Below are 23,974 nucleotides of genomic sequence, written 5' to 3' on the forward strand. Positions count from 1 at the left end.
GCTTCACGTCTTATTTCATTTGTTTTGTTTCAGTTGACATTCCCGCTGGACAACTCATCCGAAAAGGAAATTGTAGGGGAAGTCCTTGGTCGTTTGTCTTTGCGTGCCGAGATATTAAGGGAGTTGAAGTGGTCGCTGTCTTCTTCAAACCGAAGACAGGAAGTACTACTGCCTTTAATGCACAAGCATAACGACTGAGGTGTTCGGTATTCCTTGAAGTCTTCGTCTTAATAGCGAGGATAGTTACGTTACGTTCTTTGCAGCTCTGCTTCTGCAGGCTGGAGGGTCTCAGATGCGGTTCTCACGTTTCTCAGCGGCTACTCTTGTTTCCGGGCGGTATGGATACCGTTTTCAAAGTGCAAAGCAGCTGAAGCAGTTACTTCCAGGGGGCCTACGCCTGACCTTGCAGGGAAGCCTGCTTCTGTTGGTGTGCTTGGGTGCTGTGGCGAAGGCACAAGTCAACATCTACACGCGCAGTTTCGATAATGCCCGCACCGGCGCTAACCTTCATGAGACGACCTTGACTCCCGGGAACGTCAATACGTCTAAATTCGGCAAGCTGTTTACCGTCGATGTCGACGGAGAGGTTTTCACACAACCACTTTACGTCTCCAATCTGCAAATCGCAGGAGGTAGGCATAACGTCGTTTACATCGGCACCATGAAGAATAGTGTCTATGCCCTCGATGCAGATACCGGTGAACGTCTCTGGTCAAAGAACTTCGGCCCTACCATCGTCTCCCATGAGGTCGAGAACGATGAGAATATCAATTGGATTTCACCTCTAGGAATTCTTTCAACTCCGGTCATCAATCCGGAGACGAACATCATGTACTTCACCCATGCGAGCGAAATCCATGTTAATGGGTCACCAGAATACGAGTACTATTTAGTTGCTGTAGACATTACTAATGGTGATCCGGTGCTCGGGAGCCCGGTCAAGATCACCGCGAGTTACAAGGACGCGGATAGAAACACTCCTCTGGTCCTTAATCCCAAAATACAAAATCAGCGCTCCAGTCTGGCATTGGCTAACGGGAACGTGTATTTCGCATTTGGTTCGCACGAGGATATTGGTGCGTATCATGGCTGGGTGCTGTCCTACAATGCGTCCACTCTGGAACAAAATGGCGTATTTGTCGATACTCCAATCGCTACCGGATTCGCAGCCGGAGGAGGCATCTGGATGGCCGGATCTGCGCCCGCAGTCGATCAGAATGGTAACCTCTACTACTCCACTGGAAACGGTACCTACGGTCCAACTCCGAATAAATTAGTACAGACCGCCGAGGCTTTCATCAAGCTCTCTCCCTCGCTCCAGTTGCTCGACTATTTTGAGCCAAAGAATGGGCCTGCACTCAGTGCGAGTGACCAGGATCTCGCCTCTGGCGGTGTACTACTCGTGCCGGAGCCCGGTAATCCCGGAACAAGCAAGTACGTGTTAGGAGGAGGCAAAGAGGGTGTCCTCTACTTGACTAACCCTAACGATCTCGGGAAGTTCCACGCTTCCGAGGACCAGGTGACGCAGGAGTTTCAAGCGATCTTTGGTTATGGGACGAGCCACATCCACGGCACGCCGGTGTACTTCGATAGCGCCGCTCACGGACCAACAACTTATGTCTGGGGAGAGAACGACTTTCTCCGTGGGTACCGATTCGATGCAGCGGGCGGCTTATTGGACGCGACGCCTTTCGCCAAGAGCACGATGACTGCGCCCACCACCCATGTTTCCGGCGCCATGCCTGGCGGCTTTCTTTCAATTTCGGCTAACGGCGGGTCGAATGGCATTCTTTGGGCCTCCACGCCATACAAAGCCAACGCATCCGTGGCAATCGTGCAAGGTGTGTTGTATGCATTCAATGCGGATACGCTGCAGCTTTTGTGGTCCGACAAGTTCAATGACAGCCGCGACGAGGTTGGTCTGTTCGCGAAGTTCGTGCCGCCGGTAGTCGCCAACGGGAAGCTGTATGTCGCCACCTTCGGGCCGCTGTCGACAGGGACCAAGGTCGCTTCCGGGCAATTGGTGGTCTATGGTCTGTTGAACCCGCCACCCGTAAAACCGACCTTAACCGTGCGAGTGAACAACGCCAGCATGGTGGAGGGTTCAGCCTTGCCGCGTTTTACCTCGACGGTGACGGGGTTGGTCAACGGCGACACGGTGGGGAAGACAATTGAGATCAACTACAGCACGACGGCGGGTGCGAACTCGGCGCCAGGCACCTATCCGATCACGGCAACGGTGACAGGCAGTTCGGCCTCGATGTATCAGGTGGACATCAATTCCGGAACGCTGACGGTTATACCACCGTCCGTCGGTACGGTGCCGAATTATCCTACTGGATTTCAGGGTACGGAAATGGCCTTGAATGGCGAAGCGGTTTTCACCGGAGGCAAACTTCGTCTGACCAATGGTGGTTTGAAGGAGGCGAGCAGCGCGTTCTTCCGCGACCTGGTGAATGTGCAAGCGTTCAGCACCCAATTTGAGTTCCTGCTCACCGATCCGTCGGCCAATGGGTTTACGTTTGCTATCCAGGGGGTTGGTTCGACAGCCTTGGGTGTCGATGGCGGCAGCCTCGGCTACCAGACGATCGGCAAGAGCGTGGCCGTAAAGTTCGACCTGTTCAACAGTGCCGGCGAAGGAACGGACTCGACCGGCATGTACATCAACGGAGCAGCTCCGACGGTGCCGGCGATCAATCTCTCGACGACCGGAATCAACCTGCATAGCGGCGATGTGTTTCGCGCCCAGCTCTCCTACAATGGCACGACCTTGACGGTGGTGATCACCGATACGGTGACTCGAGCATCCGCGACCCAGACCTACACAGTCAACATCCCTGCAATCGTCGGCGGCGCGAATGCGTATGTCGGGTTCACCGGCGCAACCGGGGGGCTGAGCGCAATCCAGGACATCCTCAGCTGGACCTATACGCCTCAGGCAGGCTCGCAGGCGTTCTCCTCGTATTCATCGACGCTGAACGGGGGAGCGACGGTGAGCGGAACCAGTCTCCTGCTCACCGACGGACTGGCCGGTGAGTCGCGCAGCGCATTCTTCAACGCTCCATTGAATGTGCAGCAGTTTACTGCCAGCTTCGACTTCCAGATTACCGATCCGAATGCCGATGGCATGACTTTCACCATCCAGGGAAATGGCCGGACAGCTCTCGGGACGGGCGGGAAGGGACTGGGCTATACCGGCATCGGCAAGAGTGTCGCGATCAAGTTCGACCTGCACAACAATGCGGGCGAAGGGCAGAACTCCACCGGACTGTATACCGATGGCGCAACGCCTACGGTCCCCGCCACCAACCTGCCGACGAATGAGGTCAACCTGCATAGCGGAGATCCGTTCCACGTCCAACTTGCCTACAACGGGATCACCCTCACCGTGACGATCACTGATTCGGTGACCAAGACCTCCGCAACCCAGGCTTACACCGTGAATATCCCGGCCATCGTCGGAGGCGCTACCGCCTACTTCGGCTTCACCGGCGGTACTGGCGGGGTTACGTCGATACAGACCATCATGGACTGGAGCTACATCCACGGCTGACATGGGCAATGGGATGGGCATTGTACCGGCGACAGCTAGGTGCCTGCCCACCCAATTAAAGGACCACCCAAATGAATATTCCCAATTTGGAAAAACAGTGCTATATTACGTCGCAATAGTAGTTATTAAAAAGTAAAGTGTTTGTTACACAAATTGCAGCTTTTAGCGTTGACGCGATCTTCATGAGCCGAGGCGAACCATCGCCACCTCCAGAGTGGTTACCTCGTCACAGCGCTTCTAGGTCTTGTTCTTTTCCGGTTGAGACCCCTTAACACATTAATCGAGCGGGAAAGCTTTGTTCGACGCACACATCGAACTCCTGAACAGCGTTGTCCTTTGTGCTTTCGAACCTGAACGACTGAAGCGTTTCTCCCTAGGATCGTTGGACGGTTGGGAATAGGTTTTTCATTTCATTTCTTTCTTTAGAGATCCTAACTGCGCGCTTACAGCTTCTTTTGAAAGGGCTGGAGGTTTCAGATGAAATCGGCAGGCGAATTATTTTTAATCACTTCTGAATGTCCTGGGTTTTCCTTTCAAAGTGGGAAGCAAATCAAACGGGGCTTGCAGCGGTTTTGGAGAAGTGCCCTAGTCTCGGGTGCGCTGTTGCCAGCGCTGCTGTGCGGCATCATGAGTGCTCAGGTGAATGTCTATACGCGCAACTTTAACAATGCGCGGACCGGAGCAAACCTGCAAGAGAGCACCTTATCTCCGGCAAACGTGAATAGTTCTCAGTTTGGCAAGCTCTTCACGGTTAACGTCGATGGAGAGGTGTACGCGCAACCCCTCTATGTTTCCAACCTACCGATAGTCGGTGGCACCCATAATGTCGTTTATGTCGCGACCATGAACAACACTGTCTATGCGCTGGATGCGGATACCGGCGCGCGTTTGTGGACTAGAAATCTGGGTACACCGATCAACACCGGGGAGGTGGAAGTTGGCTCCGTCCTTGCGCGAATCTCTCCCATTGGAATTTTGTCGACGCCAGTTATCGATCCAGCAACCAGGATCATGTATCTCGTTCACGGGCAAGACAGCACGGTAAACGGATCAACATCCCATCATTATGTCCTCGAGGCACTGGACATCATCAACGGGGATCGGGTACTCGGTAGTCCGAAACAAATCACCGCGAGTTACAAGGACGCGGATAGAAACACTCCCCTGGTGCTCAATCCCCAAATACAAACTCAGCGTTCCAGTCTGGCATTGGCCAACGGGAATGTGTACTTCGGCCTTGGTGCGAACGGCGATCACGGCCCGTGGCATGGCTGGCTTCTCTCCTATAACGCCTCTAACCTGGATCAGAATGGAGTCTTCGTAAATACTCCCATCGGCTATGGGGGGGGCATCTGGATGGCCGGCGCAGCGCCTGCCATCGATCAGAACGGCGATCTGTATATGTCTACAGGCAACGGCGACTTCGGTATCACTCCGAACAAGCTTGTGCAAACCGGCGAGAGTCTGATCAAGCTTTCACCTTCCTTACAACTACTCGACTACTTTACTCCGAAGAACGAAGCCGCTCTTACTGCTGGCGATCAGGATCTCGCTTCAGGTGGTGTCTTGCTGGTGCCTGATGCCAACAATCCTGGACGAACTCAGTATGTTCTTACGGGCGGCAAGCAGGGTATCCTCTACTTGACTAACCCTAACGATCTAGGGAAGTTCCACGCTTCCGAGGACCAAGTGACGCAGGAGTTTCAAGCGATCTTTGGTTATGGGACGAGCCACATCCACGGCACGCCGGTGTACTTCGATAGCGCGGCACATGGACCATCGACTTATGTGTGGGGAGAGAACGACTTTCTGCGTGGGTACCGATTCAATGCGGCGGGCGGCTTATTGGACGCGACGCCTTTCGCCAAGAGCACGATGACCGCGCCCACCACCCACATCTCCGGCGCCATGCCTGGCGGCTTTCTTTCAATTTCCGCCGACGGCGGAACGAACGGAATCATATGGGCTTCGACGCCCTATGTCGCCAGCGCTTTTACAAGCGTCGTGCAAGGTGTGTTGTATGCATTCAATGCGGATACGCTTCAGCTTCTGTGGTCCGACAAGTTCAATGACAGCCGCGACGAGGTTGGTCTATTCGCGAAGTTCGTGCCGCCGGTAGTCGCCAACGGGAAGCTGTATGTCGCCACCTTCGGGCCGCTATCGACAGGAAGGCAGGTGGCTTCCGGGCAACTGGTGGTCTATGGTCTGTTGAAGTCGCCCGTAAAACCGACCTTAACCGTGCGAGTGAACAACGCCAGCATGGTGGAGGGTTCAGCGTTGCCAGCCTTTACCTCAAGCGTGACGGGGTTGGTCAACGGCGACACGGTGGGGAAGACAATTGAGATCAACTACAGCACGACGGCGGGTGCGAACTCAGCGCCAGGCACCTATCCGATCACGGCAACGGTGACGGGCAGTTCGGCCTCGAAGTATCAGGTGGACATCAATTCCGGAACGCTGACGGTTATACCACCGTCCGTCGGTACGGTGCCGAATTATCCTACTGGATTTCAGGGTACGGAAATGGCCTTGAATGGCGAAGCGGTTTTCACCGGAGGCAAACTTCGTCTGACCAATGGTGGTTTGAAGGAGGCGAGCAGCGCGTTCTTCCGCGACCTGGTGAATGTGCAAGCGTTCAGCACCCAATTTGAATTCCTGCTCACCGATCCGTCGGCCAATGGGTTTACGTTTGCTATCCAGGGGGTTGGTTCGACAGCTTTGGGTGTCGATGGCGGCAGCCTCGGCTATCAGACGATCGGCAAGAGCGTGGCCGTAAAGTTTGACCTGTTCAACAGTGCCGGCGAAGGAACGGACTCGACCGGCATGTACATCAACGGCGCGGCTCCGACGGTGCCGGCGATCAATCTTTCGACGACCGGAATCAACCTGCATAGCGGCGATGTGTTTCGCGCCCAGCTCTCCTACAATGGCACGACCTTGACGGTGGTGATCACCGATACGGTGACTCGAGCATCCGCGACCCAGACCTACACAGTCAACATCCCTGCAATCGTCGGCGGCGCGAATGCGTATGTCGGGTTCACCGGCGCGACCGGGGGGCTGAGCGCAATCCAGGACATCCTCAACTGGACCTATACGCCTCAGGCAGGCTCGCAGGCGTTCTCCTCGTATTCATCGACGCTGAACGGGGGTGCGACGGTGAGCGGAACCAGTCTCCTGCTCACCGACGGACTGGCCGGTGAGTCGCGCAGCGCATTCTTCAACGCTCCATTGAATGTGCAGCAGTTTACTGCCAGCTTTGACTTCCAGATTACCGATCCGAATGCCGATGGCATGACTTTCACCATCCAGGGAAATGGCCGGACAGCTCTCGGGACGGGCGGGAGCGGACTGGGCTATACCGGCATCGGCAAGAGCGTCGCGATCAAGTTCGACCTGCACAACAATGCGGGCGAAGGGCAGGACTCCACCGGACTGTATACCGATGGCGCAACGCCTACGGTCCCCGCCACCAACCTGCCGACGAATGAGGTCAACCTGCATAGCGGAGATCCGTTCCACGTCCAACTTGCCTACAACGGGATCACCCTCACCGTGACGATCACTGATTCGGTGACCAAGACCTCCGCAACCCAGGCTTACACCGTGAATATCCCGGCCATCGTCGGAGGCGCTACCGCCTACTTCGGCTTCACCGGCGGTACCGGCGGCAATAGCGCCGTACAGAGGATTCTCGATTGGAGTTACTCGGCCGGCTGAGACCAAGTACGATGTTGCTGTGCAATCGGCGCTGGATTGAGATTGTCCTGAGACAGGGAAGTCGTTTCCCGGAGGAACCGATGTTCAGCACTACTCATTTTACCCGCACCATAATGCGGTCCACGTGTGTTGTGCTCTGGTCGCTAGGTGCGTCTTCGGCCTTGACCCACTGTTTAGGTCAGAGCGCGCCTCCCAGGTACAAAGTTCTCGATTTGGGTCCGTCACTGGTCCGTACTCTTGTCGATACACCCGGATTAAATGCGCGGGGTGATGTTGCTTTGTGGCGATCCACCAACGGAAATGATATCCAGGCGTTCCTCCTGCAAACCACACATGCAGTGGAGATCCCCGGCCTGCGCGACTTTCCCCTCGTCTTTCCCGCGGACATCAGCAATGACGAAACGGTAGTGGGTCTGGTGCAAGCGTCTGGAGATATGCGCTTCACTCGCGCCTTTCGCTGGAAGCCGGGACAGCATCCCGAGATTCTGCCTCCCCTGAATGGCAAAGCTTCCGACGCGACCGCAAACAATGCAGCGGGAGAGATTGTAGGTGAAGCACAGGTTAGCGGTGGCGCCTATCACGCCGTCCTTTGGCATAATCGTACGCCGGTGGATTTGGGCGTTTTAGCCGCGGGCGATTACAGCAAAGCCCGCGATATCAATAACCGGAGCACCGTTGTTGGCGAGGCGAACACCACGCCCAACGGTAAACTCCACGCCTTTGTGTGGGAGAAAGCATCCAGCAAAATGCGGCAGCTGCCAGACCCGCCGGGTAGCACGTTCTGTTCCGCTCAAGCCATCAATGACAGTGGTGAAGTGATTGGATCATGCGATTTGGCCCATGGCATTGCCCACGGAGTTTTGTGGAGGGATGAAAAAGTCGTCGATCTCGGTTCCGTCGGCGAAGATGCAGATGATTCGGTCAGTACTGCGCTTGATATCAATATCCACACGCAGATTGTCGGAAGCTCTGAAATCGCGGATGGTAAGCAACGGGCTTTCTTGTGGGAGCACGGAACACTCCAGAATCTCAATGAGATGATTCCTCCGCATTCCGGTTGGCTATTGCTGGTTGCGTCGCGCATCAACGACGCTGGAGAAATTCTGGGCCGAGGATATTACCGCGACGGCATCCACTCGTTTCTTCTTCTTCCGCAGGTTTCTTCAGCGGCGCTTCGAGCTACCTCCTTGGCTCCGAAGGAGTGAGGCCATTCTGCTTGTCTGCCGGGAGTGAATCGTAGCCGAAGTGTCCAACGGCTTCGCCCCAAGCGGCGGAGCCTAGACGCCGACGGGCTGGTCCGCGTTCACTTTGACAGGGGTGAGCCAGCCGAAGCGGTCCGGGCGAAGTCCGTTGGCGATGCCGAAGAACTCATCCCCAAGCTGGCGAGTGATCGGTCCCGTTCCTCCGTCAGCGACGAGAATGCGGTCGACCGAACGGATCGGCGTCACTTCGGCCGCGGTCCCGGTAAAGAAGACTTCGTCGGCGATGTAGAGCAACTCGCGAGGCATTGCCTGCTCGATGACCGGGATGCCGAGGTGGCGGGCCAATGTCAAGATAGAGTCACGGGTGATCCCTGAGAGCACCGAGTTGGTCAGTGGCGTGGTGTAGATGACGCCATTGCGGACCAGAAAGAGGTTTTCGCCGGAACCCTCGGAGAGGTATCCGTTGACATCAAGTGCGATGCCCTCAACGTATCCATTGACATCAGCTTCCATGCGGATCAGCTGAGAGTTCAAATAACCGCCACCCGCCTTGGCGAGCGAGGGCAGCGTGTTCGGAGCAGCCCGATTCCAGGAGGAGATGCAGACGTCAGCGCCATCGTCGCCGGGCACGTACTTTCCCCAGGGAAAGTTGGCGACATAGACATCGATCGGAGAGCCCTTTGGATTGACGCCAATCTCCCCATACCCGCGCAGCGCAATCGGGCGAATATAGCAGGGAGCGATCTCGTTCGCCTCTACCAGATCGACGACACCGGTACAGAGCTGATCGAGCGAGTAGGGTAGATCCATGCGGTAGATCTTGGCCGAGTCCAGCAGCCGCTGCATGTGCTCGGGAAGCCGGAAAATGGCGGCGCCCTGGGGCTGGGAATAGCATCGAATTCCTTCAAAGACCGAGGAGCCATAGTGGATGACGTGGCTCATGACGTGAATCTGGGCCTTCTCCCAAGGGATCAACGTTCCGTTATGCCAGATATTCGCAGTGGGCTGAATGGGCATTTCGTGGGGGCTCCTCGCTTACTCTTGATGCCTGATTATATCGCCACGCACGTCCCACATTTCCAGTGGCGCAATTCCAAGTGTCGGCGCACCTGCGGCTAGACGGAAAAGGGAGAAATGAAGGCCTTGTCCGCAAGTTCAGTTTACGAGACGGGAACGCGTTAACCGTTCAAGCGGAGCAGCTTAGCGGATCATAAATTGATAATTTTTAGTTCACTCGGAGTTCATTGTTGCGGTGAGAGAGTGGGCCGATTATGGAGTTGCTCGCGGGTAGTTTCAAGCGCGACACAAGGAGCAACACCATGAGAATTGCACATATTACCCTCGCATCTGCAGTTTCGATCCTCAGCCTTTCCGCCTCCGCGCAGTCATTGCAGCAGCAGTCCTGGGCCATCAACATCCCGTTCGACTTCACCGTTCGGAGCGCGAATCTCGAAGCCGGACGCTACATCGTGCGCCAGTCCGGCCCGGTCGTTTTTCTTACGGCAAGGAACGGAAAGACCGCCAGTATGCTTACCAACAGGGACTATGCCAAGCAACCCGCAAGCCAATCAAGCCTGGTCTTTAAGCGGGAGGATGGCGAGTATGCCCTTGCTCAGGTCAGGACAGCCGGCAGCAACACTCAGCTTGACGCAGTCGTGGGAAAGCACGTCCACAAGCAGATGGAAGCTTTAAACAGCTCACAGGTCGTCGAAGTCGCGGTCAGTGGCACACGGTGAAGGCGCGCCAACGTCCTGAGGCTTTCTCGGTGAACCATTCTCAAGGGCCTTCTTAAACCAGTAATTAGCAAACTGGATTAGAAGGCCCTCGCTGCGAAGCGCGACGTTACGTGGCTCAGATGAGAGCCGTCTTCTCTGGTGACGGGGTTCCCAACCAGCTGCCTGCATGGATTTCAAAGGCTACTTTGCCACCGGCAACGGAAAGCGATGAATGACCAATATCCCTTAGTCAAGATAATGCGTATCAATGATGGCGGATATCTCAGGTCCACAACGTTGCGCAAGTCGCAGTAAACTCAACGTGGAGAGATAGCTCGCGGCGCAATCGTGGAGCGCGTGTTCGCCGATTCAACCGCTGCCAGCCAGGCTCCGGCGGGGAACAGCTGTGGAGGCTGTTGAGCCGCGTCCACTTCGAAGACAGCGACCGGTGCTATAAACCGGTAGCCGCGACGGGAAAGAGTCTCGATGAAGAGAGGATTCTTGATTCGCTCATCGAGGGCGATGCGGAGCTTGCGCATTGCTGCGTTGAGCCCGATATCGAAATCGACAAAGGTGTCCGCGGGCCATAGCGACTGGTGCAGTTGGTCGCGTTCCACCAGATCTCCGGCATTCTCCAGAAGCACGGAGAGAATGCGTCGAGGCTGCTCCTGTAAACGGATCCGATGCCCATTTCGAAGCAACTCGCCGGAACGAGTTTGCAACTCGAAGCGCCCGAAGCGATAGATCCGATAGATGCGGTGCGGAGAAGGCGGTCCGGAGTGCTGAGATGGAGCAAACCTCATACAATACACCCCCAGCAATCGTAGCGCTGATGCATAGGGAACGCTGTCCCACAAAGGTGTTAGACGATGGTCACTGGTGCTCGCTGAGCAGGAGAGCCTGCCGCGAATCATGATCCGGCAGATATATTGGGATAGGTGCTGGCAGTGATCCTCAACTCGGCGAGCGCAGTGCTGAACTTTCAGCACTCGAATTACGTGCGGTTCTCATTGCTGGCGTTGAGCTCCATCTTTTTCCTGGTCGATCCCTTTGCCGCCATTCCAACCTTCATTGCGATCACTGCAGGAGCGGATGCGCGCCGCCGCCGGCGAATGGCTTTGCGGGGATCGCTGACCTGTTTCATCATGCTGACCTCGTTTGCCATTGCCGGCCAGACGATCTTCAAAATGTTCGGGATCAAGCTGCCGGCCTTCGAAATTGCCGGCGGCCTGATTCTGCTTCTGATCGGCATCGACATGCTGGAGGCAAAGCGTTCGCCGACGCAGGAGTCTTCAGACGAGGCGGAAGAAGGCGCAGCCAAGGAAGACGCGGGCATCGTGCCGCTCGGCATCCCGATGCTGGCAGGGCCGGGTGCGATCTCAAGCGTCATGGTGCTGGTAGGGCAGGCGCAGAAGGCGTGGGAGATGGCGGCGATCCTGGGATCGATTGCTCTGACCGCGACCGCTAGCTACTTCGTGTTGAATGGCGCCGACCGGGTGCGAAAAATTCTCGGCGAGACCGGCATTCGTATCCTCGTCAGAATCATGGGCCTGCTGCTGATGGCGCTCGCCGTGCAATTCTTTGTGAATGGACTGACCGATCTGGGCGTCATTGCCAAACAGGTGGGAGATTAAATCTAAGGCCCAGCCCTCAACCATTCTCATGGAGTTGGGAAGTCCAGGCGATGGTGAGGGAAGTGCCCCCCCAAAGCCCTCTTTACAGGCTCCGCGGAAGTGGCGGCAAAGGAAGGCTTGTGTGCGAGTTTGTGGATTCATGGCCAAGGCTTTCTAAAGCGATAATCCATGCCTTCGGAGTTGTTCCCAAGGTCCGGCGGAACATTTCTACAAAAGCACTCGGCTGACAATAGCCGACCGTGTAGGCTACCTCCTTGATGGAGGAACCCGAAACCAGCAGCTCCACGGCTTTGGTCAACCGAACCTGTCGTCGCCAAGATTCAAAGCCGATGCCGAGCTCCTTGAGAAAGACCCTCTCAATCGTCCTGACGCTGACGCCCACTTCGGCGCATAGAGCCGCCATCGCCTTCGACTCAGCCGGATCCCGCAAGATTCTCTGAGCTATAGCAAGCGCCCTCGCTTCTCGTGGCATCGTCACAAACGTTGGTAGCGGGGAGGCGCGCTGAAGCTGGGAAATCAGCAGGTCGCGAAGAGCATACTCGTAGCGATTCCGTACACGAAGTTGACCCAGGCGCACGGTCTCGACGATGAGTTCTCGCAGCAGAGGTGTGACGTGCAGCACGGCGCAACAACGCGGCTCTAATCGCGCAGTCAGGCCCGCTCTTAGATAAAGCGTGCGCATCGAAACTGGGCCCGCCATGTGAATCCGGTGACGGGTCCGTGCTGGGATCCAAAGCGCAAAATGCGGCGGAATCACCCAGATGCTCTGACCGGAAGAGACTTCCATGAGGCCGCTGATCGCATAGATCAGTTGATCCGACCCATGTGCGTGTTCTGGCACCTGAAACCTGGAAGGGTACTCGTAAGCGAGCGTTGCAACAGACACGCCCCGCTTCGGATCGTATTTCGTCAAAACATTGCTGTGTCGCAATTGAGGTACATTATGGCGTAACAGCACTCTTGCGACAACCGGCGATTGAGTTCATGATGGCCGCATGTCACAACGCTCCGGACTTGGCAAGTACAACATCATCGGATTCGTTTCTATCGTTGACGTAAACCGCGCGAAGGTCTTCTATCGCGATACGCTGGGACTGCAGCTGGTAATGGAAGAACCGCCGTTCGCACTGGTCTTTGACGCCAATGGCATCATGCTTCGACTGGGAATGGCCAAAGAAATCCCGCCGGCCCATGGCACGGTTCTGGGTTGGCAAGTCCCGGAGATTACCGAAGCCGTTAAGGATTTGGCACAAGCCGGAGTTCGCTTTGAGCGCTATCCGGGTATGGATCAGGATGAGCTGAACGTCTGGACTTCACCCACTGGCGCAAAGGTCGCCTGGTTTAAAGACCCGGACGGGAATATTCTGAGCATCTCAGAACATCCTGAGCTGAAGAACTGAAGCTCACGAGATTTCTGATTGGATTTACCCCCAGCGCTAAGCATTTGCAGTATATAAGTACGGGTGATGCATATTCGCTCAGGTTTGTGGGCTGGGTTAGTCTTGGCGGTCATTGCCGGAGTCAGCGGGCAAGCATGTCTTGCGGGCACTCCGACAGCGCAGATGACTCCGCTGATCCTCTCCGTACAGGATGCGCCGGTGCCCTTCCTGGGGTCAGATGGCCGGGTTCATCTGGTGTATGAGCTTTGGCTGGAGAACTTCAGCAGCGGCGATGTCGCGTTAAAGAGCGTGGAAGTGCTGGGCGACGGAGCTGCCCTTCAGCGGCTGGATGCCGGCGCGATCGCAAGCCGGCTGCAACCTGCGGGGACGCGGGCGCCGACCGGGACACTGGCAAAGAGTGCGCAAGGGCTCCTCTTTCTCCACGTTGCATTAGACACGGGCGCGCCGATTCCGAAACAGCTCTCCCATCGGATAACGATGCGGGTCGCGGCGGCTCCGCCGGGCAGCGAAGAAATGACTGAGAGCGGTGGAGTGAGCGAAGTCGATCATCGTAAGGTCGCCGTCATCGGCCCGCCGCTGCGTGGGGAACGGTACATCTCGGCTGACTCCTGCTGCGATGCAAGCCGTCATACCCGGGCCGCTCTGCCAATTAATGGTCGAGTCTGGCTGGGGCAGCGCTTCGCCGTCGATTGGGAACAGATGGATTCGCAGGATCGCATCTACTCGGGCCCCAAAGAAGACCCGAAGAGCTATACGATTTTTGGCCAAGAGGCGTTGGCGGTTGCCGATGGAAGTGTTAGTTCTATTACCGAGGGGCAGGCGGAACAGGTTCCGGGAAAATATCCAACTCGTATTTCGCTCGATGAGGCTGACGGGAACTCGGTGATTCTCGATCTCGGAAACCAGCAGTACGCGCTTTACGCGCATATGCAGCCGGGGAGCATCAAGGTCCATCCGGGTGAACGAGTCAAACGCGGTCAGGTGCTTGGGCTGGTTGGGAATACCGGTAACTCGCTCGCTCCGCATCTTCATTTCCAGGTCATGGACGGGCCGTCATCGCTCACTGCAAATGGTCTTCCCTATGAAATCGATCAATTCGAGGTGACGGGGAAGACTCCCGGGACCGAGGCCTTCGATGAAGCGGAAGAAAAGGGAGTTCCCGTGCCGATTACGGCGATCCCCCCGCCCCACACGGTCAAGGAAGCACTCCCGCTCGATCAACTAGTGGTGTCGTTTGCTGCTTCGAGGTGACGGCTGCGATCGCCTGGAGCGGTCAAGGGTGCCGAGAGCTAAGGACCCTGGGGCGAAGCGTGGACCGTCAGGACCCTTCAGGAAATGCTCCAGGCATCGTTGAACTTGGGCTTCGCGGCCGGGCCACATTCACCGGCGGATTGAAGTCGGTCTCATCCGCGGCGATCGGTGTCCCCTCCTGCTGCTGGTCTACCAAGACACTTCGCCATGCCTCCTGACTTCGTCCTGACGTCTCTCGATCCAGACCCTCCTGCCAAATCTTCCGAAAACGATCGAGTTCATCCCTTGTCAACTTGTCCTTCAATAAGCTGTCATTCATCTTCGCCAAGGCCGCCCCGCTGGTCGAGTTGGATCCGGTGAAGTGTTCCGAGCGGGAACGCGCCCAGCTGCTTGAGACGTCCGCGAGCTTCTGTGCAAAAGGCCTCGTTTGGCCGGGCTGCTTCGTGCCTTCGTCCAAGGAAGCGAGTTCCTTCAATTGGCTTAGAAAGGCAGCCTGCTCCTCGCTCGGGTAGGCTCCTGGCATCCGCGAGCCCAGCCACTCCCGGACTTCCTCAAAAAGCACGTTTTTGCGCCCCCACAATTCCGTGGCAGCGGTCGTGGATAGGCGATCAATATTTGTCATTTCCAGTTTCTTCTGCCAACGAAGACCTTTGCGGTCATGGTCATGCTTATTTTCCAGGTAGATCGTACGCATGCCCATCAGATGGGGAAGCTCCAGAATCCCGCTGTTTGTGCCGACACTTACGGTCTCGGGATGATGACTTTGGATCAGGGCCAGGAAGAACATCTGCGACGCCATGTCCTTGCCTCCGGGCCAGTCTTTCGAACGCCAGTATTGAAACAAATTCATGTCCGCATGAGGGACAGATGTGCCTCCAACAGCGCCGGGGATATTTACCGGGTCGCCAATCAAGACAAGCTTGCGATCCGGCTCCATCTCCCGTATCGACACCATCATCTGCGCGAGCATGGTTGGGTTGGTGTCAAGGTGCGGTCCGGCGGCATTTGTCCGTCCGGAGCTTCTACCCCAGAGCAACACGTACTTCTCGTCCTGAGAAAAACCCTGCTTGAGGTAAAAGTCGCGGAGTTCGCCTCGTGATCGACTCTCTGGCACGCTGGCAGCGATTGCTGCGTGCAGGCGCCGTTGAGCACGCACGGGATCCTCCAGAAACGGCGCAACTGCCGCATCCGTTGAACCGCGCACCTTCCCGCCTCGCTCGGTATCAGCCACCACCGATACGCGATCGCGCTTGTAGTGATTGGTGGGAATCCCGGATTGCAGAAAGTTCGCCATCTGCGCTGCCTGGTTCTGAAGTATCGGCCGGAGGTGGGTCTTGACCTCGGCCTCGCTACCGAATTGCCGATTGAATCTGGACGCAAAGAGATCGAGAGTGCTCATCTTACGGGCTGCGGCTGCTTCTTCATACATGGCGTACATGCTTTCTGTTCCCGGGCTGATCTCAACCTCCATGCTGCGATCTGCGATGAGCGCTGCTTTCGTGATGTATTGTTCACCGGTCTGGTAGGCAAAAAGCGTGAGTTTTGGCATAAAGACGGTCCTTCCCCTCGAACTTGTTGCGGCAGCATTCTGAGCCACGAAGAGACCGCGCTGCTCTCCTGCCTGCAGGTATATCCCCATCGAGTTAACACCGGGATGTCGTCGAAAATTCCGCAAAGGAGCGGTATTCTTGTGGGCCGAGAGTTGGCTAATCCTGAATGAGCCAGGAGTTGGAAGCAGAATCTGGTTGGCCGCTAAGCAACTTTCAGGCGGGGATTTCGCTCCGGTTCCGGTCTTTGGTCAACCGGTGTAGCGAAGTTGCGTGGGGGGCAGATTGCGGAAAGGTGGTCGGCAGCATGAGGGAGCTTTCACTCCCTCATTGAGAAGAGAGTGATCCCCTGACTGAGGATCACTCTGATCGACCGGGTTACGATTTCGGTCTGGTGAATGGTTTGACCGTAGAGGGAATGGGCCAGCCATTTGTGCGCTCGCTCACCAGCAGATCGTAGAAGTCATAACTCTCGTTGTCTTTCCCCGCCAGTTCACGCTGTGTGCTGGTAAGGGGGGCCGCCTCTGCGGTAAGCGGAAGGATGCTCTCCAGTCCGCAAGGCGTCGGTGCAGGGGCGCTCGGCTCGGGCAGCGATGGTGGATGGAAGTTGGGATTTTGAAAATCCAGGGCGTAAGCCAGATTGGCGACATCGTTCGAGGCATCGCGGCGGGTGAGCGGCGCCAGGCCGAAGCGCCATTCGATCAGTTTGAGCACCGATGTGTGGTCATACACTAACGAGTTGATGCGAGGTTTGGCTGGAGTTCCGCTGCTGAAAGGCGACGCGACCACGACCGGCACCCGGCATCCAAGCAGAGCTTTGCCATTCACCAGGTCGGTATCAACCTGATTGGGTGCCGCGGCCCGTGGAGGCGGGACCGTATCGTAAAATCCACCCCATTCATCGCGATTCACCACCAACACGGTGTTCTTCCACACCGGGCTTCGCGACAGCGCATGATAGACCTGGCTCAGGAAGGCCTCGCCGGCGCGAATGTCGGCATGAGGATGGTCATCGTTTCCTTCTCCATCGTCTAGGATCGTGTATTTTGGGTCGAGGAAGCTCACAGAGGGAAGGTTGCCGAAGAAGGCGTCTAGCAAGAATTCATCGTAGATGCCTGAAATATCTACGTATTTCAGACCCCACAGGGCCAGAAACGGGACGTTCGAAAAATAGTATTTGCAGCTGACGCCTGCGTGCTGCAAGCTGTCAAAAATCGTCGGCAGATCGGAAAGGTCGACGGTATTCGACAGGCGATCGGTTTGTCCCGCATAGGAAAAGATGCGATTGGGAAATGTAGGCCCTAGGATCGATGCGAAGTAATTGTCGAGTGTGGTGAAATTGCGGGCAAACCCACTCAGGAAGGGAAGCTGGTCTTCGGTGTAGTAGCCGATGCAGAAATTATCGTTCGTGGTCGTGCGCAGCCAGCCGTCCATTTTGCCGCCATTGACCTCTGAACGGCCGCCCGTATAAGAGTGGTCCGGATCGGGATGGGCACAGCCGACGAAGTCAGTCAGACGCTGAGTCGGATGCCCGATCCCCTGGCTATCCTGATACACCAGGCCTGCCTGGCGTCCATTGCTGCCGGGTAGCCAGCCCAGCAGATGATCAAAGCTCCGGTTTTCCATCATCACGATCACGATGTGGTCTATACCCGAGGCGCCGGGGGAAGGAAGCGGGGTAGCAGTCTGCGCCTCTGCCGCCAGGTGAGCGTCGGCAACGGCCGGCGCGATTGCTGCCGCCGCGGACACCGATGCGGCCCGGCGCAGGAAATCTCTGCGATTGATGCTCATAGGGAAATGCTCCTTATGGCGTGGCCCAGGGATCGTGGCGGATGGGATCCACGCACCAGTCCAGTATCGCCATGCCAGCTACGAAAGGGTGAATAGCCGGTGAATAATCCCGCTCTTTCTCAGTAGGCCAAGATGTCGATGCCAGACAGAGCTAATCGGAAGGGGAAATCAGGTTGAGGGCCGCCATTTGCCTATTGAGAGAAGGTACAATCGGGTGCTGTAGTCATCTCTTCGAAGTGAAACAGGCCGATGGAAAATGATCTCGTCCAGTCGATCGCTCTACTCTCACGTACCCCCAGGACGCTCGACGCGCTCTTAAGAGACCTCCCAGGCATATGGACGTCGGCAAATGAAGGAGAAGAGACATGGAGTGTCGTTGACGTCATTGGTCACCTGATCGATGGGGAGAAGGTGAATTGGATGCCACGGGCGAAGATGATTTTGCAGTACGGCAACAAGCGGGAATTTGAGCCATTCGACCGCATGAGGTATCTACGCGAAGATCAAGGCAGGTCACTCGATGGACTACTGGATGAGTTCGCTCAACTGCGCTCGGAAAATCTGGTTCAACTGGGGGCGCTCAGTCTTAGCCGAGAGGATCTCAACCTGCGTGGACGGCACCCTGTTTTCGGAGAGGTGACTCTCGCTCAGCTACTAGCGACCTGGGCGACTCATGACTTGACGCACTTACATCAGATCTCGAGAGTCATCGCCCACCAAAACAGGGAAGCGGTCGGACCCTGGAATCAATATCTTGGCGTGCTGCACTGTTCCGGACACAGCTCCGGATAACCGGTCTGGACGATCATGGTTTCACGGAGCTTGTATAACTCCTTTTTTACAAAAATCGGGCACTATCAATCAGTCCGGACCGCGAGCGACGCCAGATACTCGCCGAGATGTTTTCCAACAGTACGCAGCGGCTCGCGAGATTTTTCCAGACGGCTCATCATGACCGAGCCTTCAAGGCTCGCGATCAACAGAACGGCGACAGAGTCGGGATCGACCTCCTTGCGCAGCTCGCCATCCCTCTGTCCCTCTCGCACTAATCCGGAGATCTTCGCCCGCCACTGAGCGAGTGCGGAACTGACTTTGCTGCGCAGCAACGAATCTCCGTCGTCACTGTCAACTGCGGTATTGAGCAGAGGGCAGCCTCCCGGAATCGCCTTGACTGGCTCTTCTACAAAATTTCTGACGAGCAGCAAGAGCTTTTCCAGGCTGCTGGTGCAGCTCTCGATGCCCTGGTGGCGGGGGATCTTCACCGCCTCCCACGCGTAATCAAACGCCGCCCCTGCAAGCGATCGCTTGCTCTTGAAGTGGCGATAGATGCCGCCCTTTTCCAGACCGGTCGCAGCCATTAACTCGGACATAGAAGTACCAGCGTACCCGTGCTGGTTGAAAATAGGCGCGGACTTCTCAATGATCCGCCGCCTTGTTTGATCGCCCTTCTTAAGGGAAGAACCAGTCTTCACCATCACTGCACTCCTTCTCGCAATTAGATGCGACCGATCGGTCTCAGGAAACATCCTTATTCGAGAGGATTCACTTCAATTGGCTACCACGACGATGGAAGTTGTCGCTGCTCCCGCGGTTGGGGGTGCGAAACAAGTGAATCCTTGGGCCGTGGCTCTGACGGTGACTCTGGCCACGTTCATGGAACTGCTAGACACCTCAATTGCAAACGTGTCCTTGCCACATATCGCGGGAGGACTTGGGCGCAGCTTCGATGAGACAACCTGGGTACTGACGTCCTACCTGGTTGCGAACGCGGTCGTTTTGCCGATGAGCGCGTGGTTGAGCCGGGTCTTCGGGCGGAAGCGCTACTACATGATCAGCGTGGGACTTTTCACCGCCACGTCGTTTCTTTGCGGCATCGCTCCGAGCTTAAATTTTCTAGTGATCTTCCGCGTTCTGCAGGGGATCGGCGGAGGCGGCCTCGCTCCCGTCGAGCAAGCAATCCTGGTCGACACCTTTCCAGCTACGAAGCGAGCGGCTGCCTTCGCTCTCTACAGCGTCGCCATCGTGACGGCTCCAGCAATCGGGCCTCCGTTGGGTGGCTGGATCACGGACAGCTTTTCGTGGCGTTGGGTATTCTTCATCAATGTCCCAATCGGTCTCATCTCTTTATTTCTTACCAACCGGCTCGTGAGCGATCCTCCGGCTTTCAAAGCCGAAGTTGCCGAAGCAAAACGACTGGGTAGACTTCGTATCGACTACATCGGCATTACTCTGATCGCGCTTGGTTTTGCCTGCTTAGAAGTGGTCTTGGATCGCGGTCAGATCGACGACTGGTTTGGCAGCCGCTTCATCTCCGGCATGTTTATCGCGGCGATTCTTGCGCTTGGCTTCGCCATCTGGTGGGAGTTACGAACTCCGGATCCGGTCGTCGAACTTGCTCTGCTTAGTGAGCGCAATTTCGCCATTTCCAATGTCTTTTATTTCCTCTTCGGCTTTGTCCTATTCGGCAGCACAACCATGATTCCCGAACTGCTGCAAAGTCTCTATGGGTATACCGCGACCGATGCGGGGCTGGTGCTGGGCCCGGGAGCGGCAGTCATCACCGTGCTTGCGCCAATGGTCGCCATCCTGACGCAGAAAGGAAAAGTGAAGCCGCGCTGGCTGATTGCTTTCAGTTTCGCTGTCGTCTCGGCGTCGATGTTCTACTACAGCAGCTTTACCTTACAAACCGACTACTTTCATTTCGCACTGGCGCGTGCGCTCCAGGGCTTCGGCTACGCTTTTCTGTTTGTCCCGGTGAGTGTGCTCGCCTATTCCTATCTGCCGCCGGCTAAGAACAACAAGGGCTCGAGCCTTACCAATCTGTTTCGAAACTGGGGTGGCAGCTTCGGGGTAGCGTTTATAACCACCGTTCACGAGCGCCGCACCGACCTGAACAGCGACCGGCTCTCGCGCACAGCCGACAGCGCATCGCCGCTGTTTCACGCGCGTATCGACGCGCTCACCAAGAGCTTCGAACATCTGGGTTTTTCCCACGCAAATGCATCGCAGCACGCACAAGGTATGCTCTATAACCAACTCAATCAACAGGCAAGCATGCTGGGATATATGGACTGCTTTCGCATGATGGCGGTGTTTTCGCTGATCGGCATTCCGCTCGCGTTCATGACTCGCAGCTTCCGGCCCGGGGGAGGGTCTGCGGGTGGTCACTGATCACTCGAGCTCTAGCCAGGCGCTCGGCTAATAGCCGTTGGCGACCAGAAACTCGAGGGTAATGTCGTCTGCATTCTGTTGTTGCCGCTGTAGGCGCTCCTCGGCAAACTTGATCAACACGTCAGCCTCAAGGTTCACAGGCTGGCCTGCTTTGAGCGTGTGAAGATTGGTTGAGGCATAGGTGTGGGGAATAATTGCGACGCTCACGATGTCGCCTTCCTGAGTTCCGCGATCGAACCTGGCAACCGTTAGGCTGATGCCTTCTATCGCGATCGAGCCTTTTTCAACCACGTAGCGTGAGATACCTTCCGGGACTGCGATCCGGAGCCACCAATCCGCCACCTCCGAATTGGCTCCAGCATCGATTTGCGCCAGCGACAGCAGTGTGCCAGTGCCGTCCACGTGGCCTTGAACGACATGTCCCCCCAGCGGAGTACCCGCCGGGGTCGGTAGTTCGAGATTGACTGCGGATCCTGGTGCGAGCGCCGTCAGGGAAGTGCGAGCGACGGTTTCTGCCGCCAGGTCGGCGTGAAACAGCGGAGGGGCGATATCGAGCGCCGTTAGGCAGACGCCACTCACCGCTATGCTGTCCCCGACGTGCAGCTTCGAGGCCAGGCCAGGAGCGTCAATGGCGATCCGCTGCGATCCTGCGCGCTGCTCGACGGAGACGATGGAGCCGGTAGTTTCGATCAGGCCGGTGAACATACTCTCAGAGTAAACGATCAGGAAGATTACTTTGAACTGGCCAGGGATCGGTCAGCCGGCCTTCGAAGGCGAAGTCGCTGCCGTAGCGATGCAGCGTAAAATCGCGGACACCTGGCTTCTGTGACGGGGCCTTCTCGATCAAGGGTAGACCGTCGGCTCCGAGCATCGACGGCGCGTAAAAGAGAAAAAGACGATCCACCAAAGCAGCGTCAAGAAAGCTGGCGTTGACTCCCGATCCCGCCTCCACCATGACGCTGGTGATTTGCATCTCGCCTAATTGGCGGAGTAGCTCGGGCAGTGCGGGAGATGTCTTGCCAGGATCAGGAATGATCTGCTTGACGGTCACTCCGGCTGCGGCGAGAGCGGCGATGCGTTGTTCATGGATTTGGGAATTTGCACTAGCGTGCGCCCCAGTCTGAAGGCATGGGTTGGTGCAAATGACGAGCAGATCGTCTTTCGCCGACTGCACCAGCTTCGATTCCAGCGGCAGACGCAGTTCGGAATCAAGCACGATCCGCAACAATGGCCGCCGCCGCGGAAGGCCGCTGCGATCAGTGAGCAGCGGATCGTCACTGAGGACGGTGCCGATGCCGGTAATCACAGCATCGACCGAGTGTCGCAGCAACTGAACCTGCTGCCGCGATTCCGGCCCTGTAATCCAGGCAATTTCTCCTCTGATCCGGGAAGAAGCCGGTGGGGCGATGCGGCCGTCCAGCGTCATAGCGGATTTAATGGTCACGTAGGGGAAGCCGGTCGAGATGTATTTGGCAAAGGCATCGTTCAATCGCCGGGCGGAAGTCTCCAGGATCCCGACCGTGACATCAATCCCGGCTTGCCGAAGCCTCTCCATCCCCCGGCCATGGACGGTCGGATTTGCATCGGCGGTGGCGACTACGACGCTGCCGACGCCGGCCGCGATCAGAGCGTCGGCGCATGGGCCGGTTCGTCCGTAATGCGAACATGGTTCGAGAGTCACATAAGCAGTTGCGCCGCGGGCAAGCTCGCCAGCTTCGCGGAGTGCGACGACTTCGGCGTGATCTCGACGCTCATATTCGTGAAAACCCGTCCCGATCAGGCGTCCATCTTGCACAATGACACAACCAACTGTGGGGTTAGGCGAAGCCAGCCCTACGCCTCGACCTGCCAAGGTGAGGGCTTGCGCCATCCAATGTTCATGCCGGCTTTCCGGGGATTTAGAGGAGAGGTCAACCACCAATCATCGACTCCACAAAGGCCTCGCTATCGAAAGGCAGCAGGTCATCGATCTTCTCGCCGACACCCACGTAGCGGACGGGCAGATTCAGCTCGCGGGCGATGGCGATGGCGATGCCGCCTTTGGCCGTGCCGTCAAGCTTGGTCAAAACGATGCCGGTGACTCCGGCGGATTCAGTAAAAAGCCGGGCCTGCTGCAGCCCATTCTGACCGGTGGTGGCGTCCATGACCAGCAGCACCTCATGAGGAGCCGACGGCACAATACGCTGCGCGGTCCGGCGCATCTTGTCGAGTTCCGCCATCAGGCTGTTCTTGGTGTGCAGCCGGCCGGCGGTGTCTACGATCAGCACATCGGTGGAACGCGCTTTAGCCGCCTGCATGGCGTCGTAGAGCACAGCCGACGGATCGCCCCCCTGCTTGGTCTTGATCATCTCGACGCCGCTGCGTTCGCCCCAGACTTGGAGCTGCTCGATCGCGGCCGCGCGGAAGGTATCGGCCGCGCAGAGTAGCACCGTTTTTGCGTCCCGGCGAAAGTAGGCCGCGAGCTTGCCGGTGGTGGTGGTTTTTCCGGTGCCGTTCACGCCGACCAGCATAATGACCAGCGGAGGGGCGATTTTGGCGGTGGGTTTCTGGTGTTCATCAAGAATGGCTTTGAGATGATCCTTCAATAATTGCTTTAACTCAGCGCCGTCCCGGATGCCTTGCCGCTTGGCTCGTTCGCGGAGCGCGGTAATGACCTCGCTGCTGGTGGCGACCCCAATGTCGGACGAGATCAGCACCATTTCGAGTTCTTCGAGGGAGCTCTCGTCGACTTCGCGGGTGAGGGCGATGACGCCTTCAATTTTTTCGCCCAGGCTGTCGCGAGTCTTAGTGACCGCCTGTTTCATGCGGTCGAAGATCGATTTCTTCTCGGGTTCGTTCAGGCTGCCAAAAAGGGTTTGAATCATGCGAAGCGGAGGTTCCTTTGCGGCCGGTTTGTCCGCTTAATTGAGTTTAGCAATCTGCACGTGGAGCCAATCGCGAGAGCAGCGTGCGCCGAGCAGAAATTCCTCTCGATTGCCGTTCTTATCGAA

Annotated in this window: 18 protein-coding genes; 9 read left to right on the forward strand and 9 right to left on the reverse strand. The window is 56.8% G+C overall.

Annotated elements, in window-relative coordinates; translation table 11 throughout:
* Nucleotides 1-292: 292 nt before the first annotated feature.
* The 3 genes from ACPOL_RS20035 (at nucleotide 293) to ACPOL_RS20045 (ending at nucleotide 8,478) form a co-directional block, all read left to right on the forward strand.
* On the forward strand, nucleotides 293-3,553 hold the full coding sequence (locus tag ACPOL_RS20035; RefSeq protein WP_114208624.1) for an MBG domain-containing protein: 3,261 nt from the start codon (nucleotides 293-295) through the stop codon (nucleotides 3,551-3,553).
* 603 nt (nucleotides 3,554-4,156) lie between these two features.
* On the forward strand, nucleotides 4,157-7,273 hold the full coding sequence (locus ACPOL_RS20040; protein WP_161557462.1) for an MBG domain-containing protein: 3,117 nt from the start codon (nucleotides 4,157-4,159) through the stop codon (nucleotides 7,271-7,273).
* Nucleotides 7,274-7,353: 80 nt separating this feature from the next.
* On the forward strand, nucleotides 7,354-8,478 hold the full coding sequence (locus ACPOL_RS20045; RefSeq protein ID WP_161557463.1) for a DUF3466 family protein: 1,125 nt from the start codon (nucleotides 7,354-7,356) through the stop codon (nucleotides 8,476-8,478).
* A gap of 72 nt (nucleotides 8,479-8,550) precedes the next feature.
* Here ACPOL_RS20045 and ACPOL_RS20050 read toward each other — a convergent pair whose 3' ends face one another.
* Nucleotides 8,551-9,492: a branched-chain amino acid transaminase gene (locus ACPOL_RS20050; protein ID WP_114208627.1), complete on the reverse strand. Its 942-nt coding sequence runs from the start codon at nucleotides 9,490-9,492 to the stop codon at nucleotides 8,551-8,553.
* Between the two features lie 302 nt (nucleotides 9,493-9,794).
* On the opposite strand from ACPOL_RS20050, the gene ACPOL_RS20055 reads away from it, so the two are divergent.
* Nucleotides 9,795-10,211, forward strand: a complete 417-nt coding sequence (locus ACPOL_RS20055) for a hypothetical protein (protein ID WP_150133072.1) — start codon at nucleotides 9,795-9,797, stop codon at nucleotides 10,209-10,211.
* A gap of 296 nt (nucleotides 10,212-10,507) precedes the next feature.
* On the opposite strand, the gene ACPOL_RS20060 is transcribed toward ACPOL_RS20055, so the two are convergent.
* Nucleotides 10,508-10,993 (reverse strand): winged helix-turn-helix domain-containing protein, encoded by a 486-nt coding sequence (locus ACPOL_RS20060; protein ID WP_236656910.1) that lies wholly within the window; start codon nucleotides 10,991-10,993, stop codon nucleotides 10,508-10,510.
* Nucleotides 10,994-11,128: 135 nt separating this feature from the next.
* On the opposite strand from ACPOL_RS20060, the gene ACPOL_RS20065 reads away from it, so the two are divergent.
* Nucleotides 11,129-11,824 carry a MarC family protein gene (locus ACPOL_RS20065; protein WP_236656911.1) on the forward strand — a complete coding sequence of 232 codons (696 nt, stop codon included), beginning with the start codon at nucleotides 11,129-11,131 and terminating at the stop codon, nucleotides 11,822-11,824.
* 82 nt (nucleotides 11,825-11,906) lie between these two features.
* Here the strand turns inward: ACPOL_RS20065 and ACPOL_RS20070 are convergent, their stop codons facing one another.
* Nucleotides 11,907-12,710 carry an AraC family transcriptional regulator gene (locus tag ACPOL_RS20070; protein WP_114208630.1) on the reverse strand — a complete coding sequence of 268 codons (804 nt, stop codon included), beginning with the start codon at nucleotides 12,708-12,710 and terminating at the stop codon, nucleotides 11,907-11,909.
* A gap of 109 nt (nucleotides 12,711-12,819) precedes the next feature.
* Between ACPOL_RS20070 and ACPOL_RS20075 the strand changes: the two genes are divergently transcribed.
* Both ACPOL_RS20075 and ACPOL_RS20080 read left to right on the forward strand, forming a co-directional pair.
* Nucleotides 12,820-13,224: a VOC family protein gene (locus ACPOL_RS20075; RefSeq protein ID WP_114208631.1), complete on the forward strand. Its 405-nt coding sequence runs from the start codon at nucleotides 12,820-12,822 to the stop codon at nucleotides 13,222-13,224.
* Between the two features lie 66 nt (nucleotides 13,225-13,290).
* A complete protein-coding gene (locus tag ACPOL_RS20080; RefSeq protein ID WP_114208632.1) occupies nucleotides 13,291-14,475 on the forward strand; it encodes a M23 family metallopeptidase in 1,185 nt (394 codons plus the stop codon).
* 67 nt (nucleotides 14,476-14,542) lie between these two features.
* On the opposite strand, the gene ACPOL_RS20085 is transcribed toward ACPOL_RS20080, so the two are convergent.
* On the reverse strand, nucleotides 14,543-16,024 hold the full coding sequence (locus tag ACPOL_RS20085) for a hypothetical protein (RefSeq protein ID WP_150133073.1): 1,482 nt from the start codon (nucleotides 16,022-16,024) through the stop codon (nucleotides 14,543-14,545).
* Nucleotides 16,025-16,400: 376 nt separating this feature from the next.
* Complete coding sequence (locus ACPOL_RS20090; protein WP_114208634.1) at nucleotides 16,401-17,813, reverse strand: alkaline phosphatase family protein; 1,413 nt, start codon at nucleotides 17,811-17,813, stop codon at nucleotides 16,401-16,403.
* Between the two features lie 249 nt (nucleotides 17,814-18,062).
* Here ACPOL_RS20090 and ACPOL_RS20095 point away from each other — a divergent pair, with 249 nt between their 5' ends.
* Complete coding sequence (locus ACPOL_RS20095) at nucleotides 18,063-18,605, forward strand: DinB family protein (protein WP_114208635.1); 543 nt, start codon at nucleotides 18,063-18,065, stop codon at nucleotides 18,603-18,605.
* A gap of 65 nt (nucleotides 18,606-18,670) precedes the next feature.
* Here the strand turns inward: ACPOL_RS20095 and ACPOL_RS20100 are convergent, their stop codons facing one another.
* A complete protein-coding gene (locus ACPOL_RS20100) occupies nucleotides 18,671-19,288 on the reverse strand; it encodes a TetR/AcrR family transcriptional regulator (RefSeq protein ID WP_161557464.1) in 618 nt (205 codons plus the stop codon).
* Nucleotides 19,289-19,364: 76 nt separating this feature from the next.
* Here ACPOL_RS20100 and ACPOL_RS20105 point away from each other — a divergent pair, with 76 nt between their 5' ends.
* Entirely contained in the window at nucleotides 19,365-20,984 is a 1,620-nt protein-coding gene (locus tag ACPOL_RS20105; RefSeq protein ID WP_338026684.1) for a DHA2 family efflux MFS transporter permease subunit, read from the forward strand.
* Between the two features lie 27 nt (nucleotides 20,985-21,011).
* On the opposite strand, the gene ACPOL_RS20110 is transcribed toward ACPOL_RS20105, so the two are convergent.
* From ACPOL_RS20110 to ftsY, 3 genes are read right to left on the reverse strand one after another with little or no spacing between them, the layout of a single operon-like run.
* Nucleotides 21,012-21,689, reverse strand: coding sequence for a riboflavin synthase (locus tag ACPOL_RS20110; RefSeq protein ID WP_114208637.1), 678 nt, complete (start codon nucleotides 21,687-21,689; stop codon nucleotides 21,012-21,014).
* Nucleotides 21,690-21,693: 4 nt separating this feature from the next.
* Nucleotides 21,694-22,902 (reverse strand): bifunctional diaminohydroxyphosphoribosylaminopyrimidine deaminase/5-amino-6-(5-phosphoribosylamino)uracil reductase RibD, encoded by a 1,209-nt coding sequence (ribD, locus tag ACPOL_RS20115; protein ID WP_236656912.1) that lies wholly within the window; start codon nucleotides 22,900-22,902, stop codon nucleotides 21,694-21,696.
* Complete coding sequence (gene ftsY / locus ACPOL_RS20120; RefSeq protein ID WP_114208639.1) at nucleotides 22,895-23,848, reverse strand: signal recognition particle-docking protein FtsY; 954 nt, start codon at nucleotides 23,846-23,848, stop codon at nucleotides 22,895-22,897. The genes ribD and ftsY overlap by 8 nt, the downstream gene beginning before the upstream one ends.
* Nucleotides 23,849-23,974: the final 126 nt, after the last annotated feature.

It is taken from the genome of Acidisarcina polymorpha, from assembly GCF_003330725.1.
GTDB lineage: Bacteria > Acidobacteriota > Terriglobia > Terriglobales > Acidobacteriaceae > Acidisarcina > Acidisarcina polymorpha.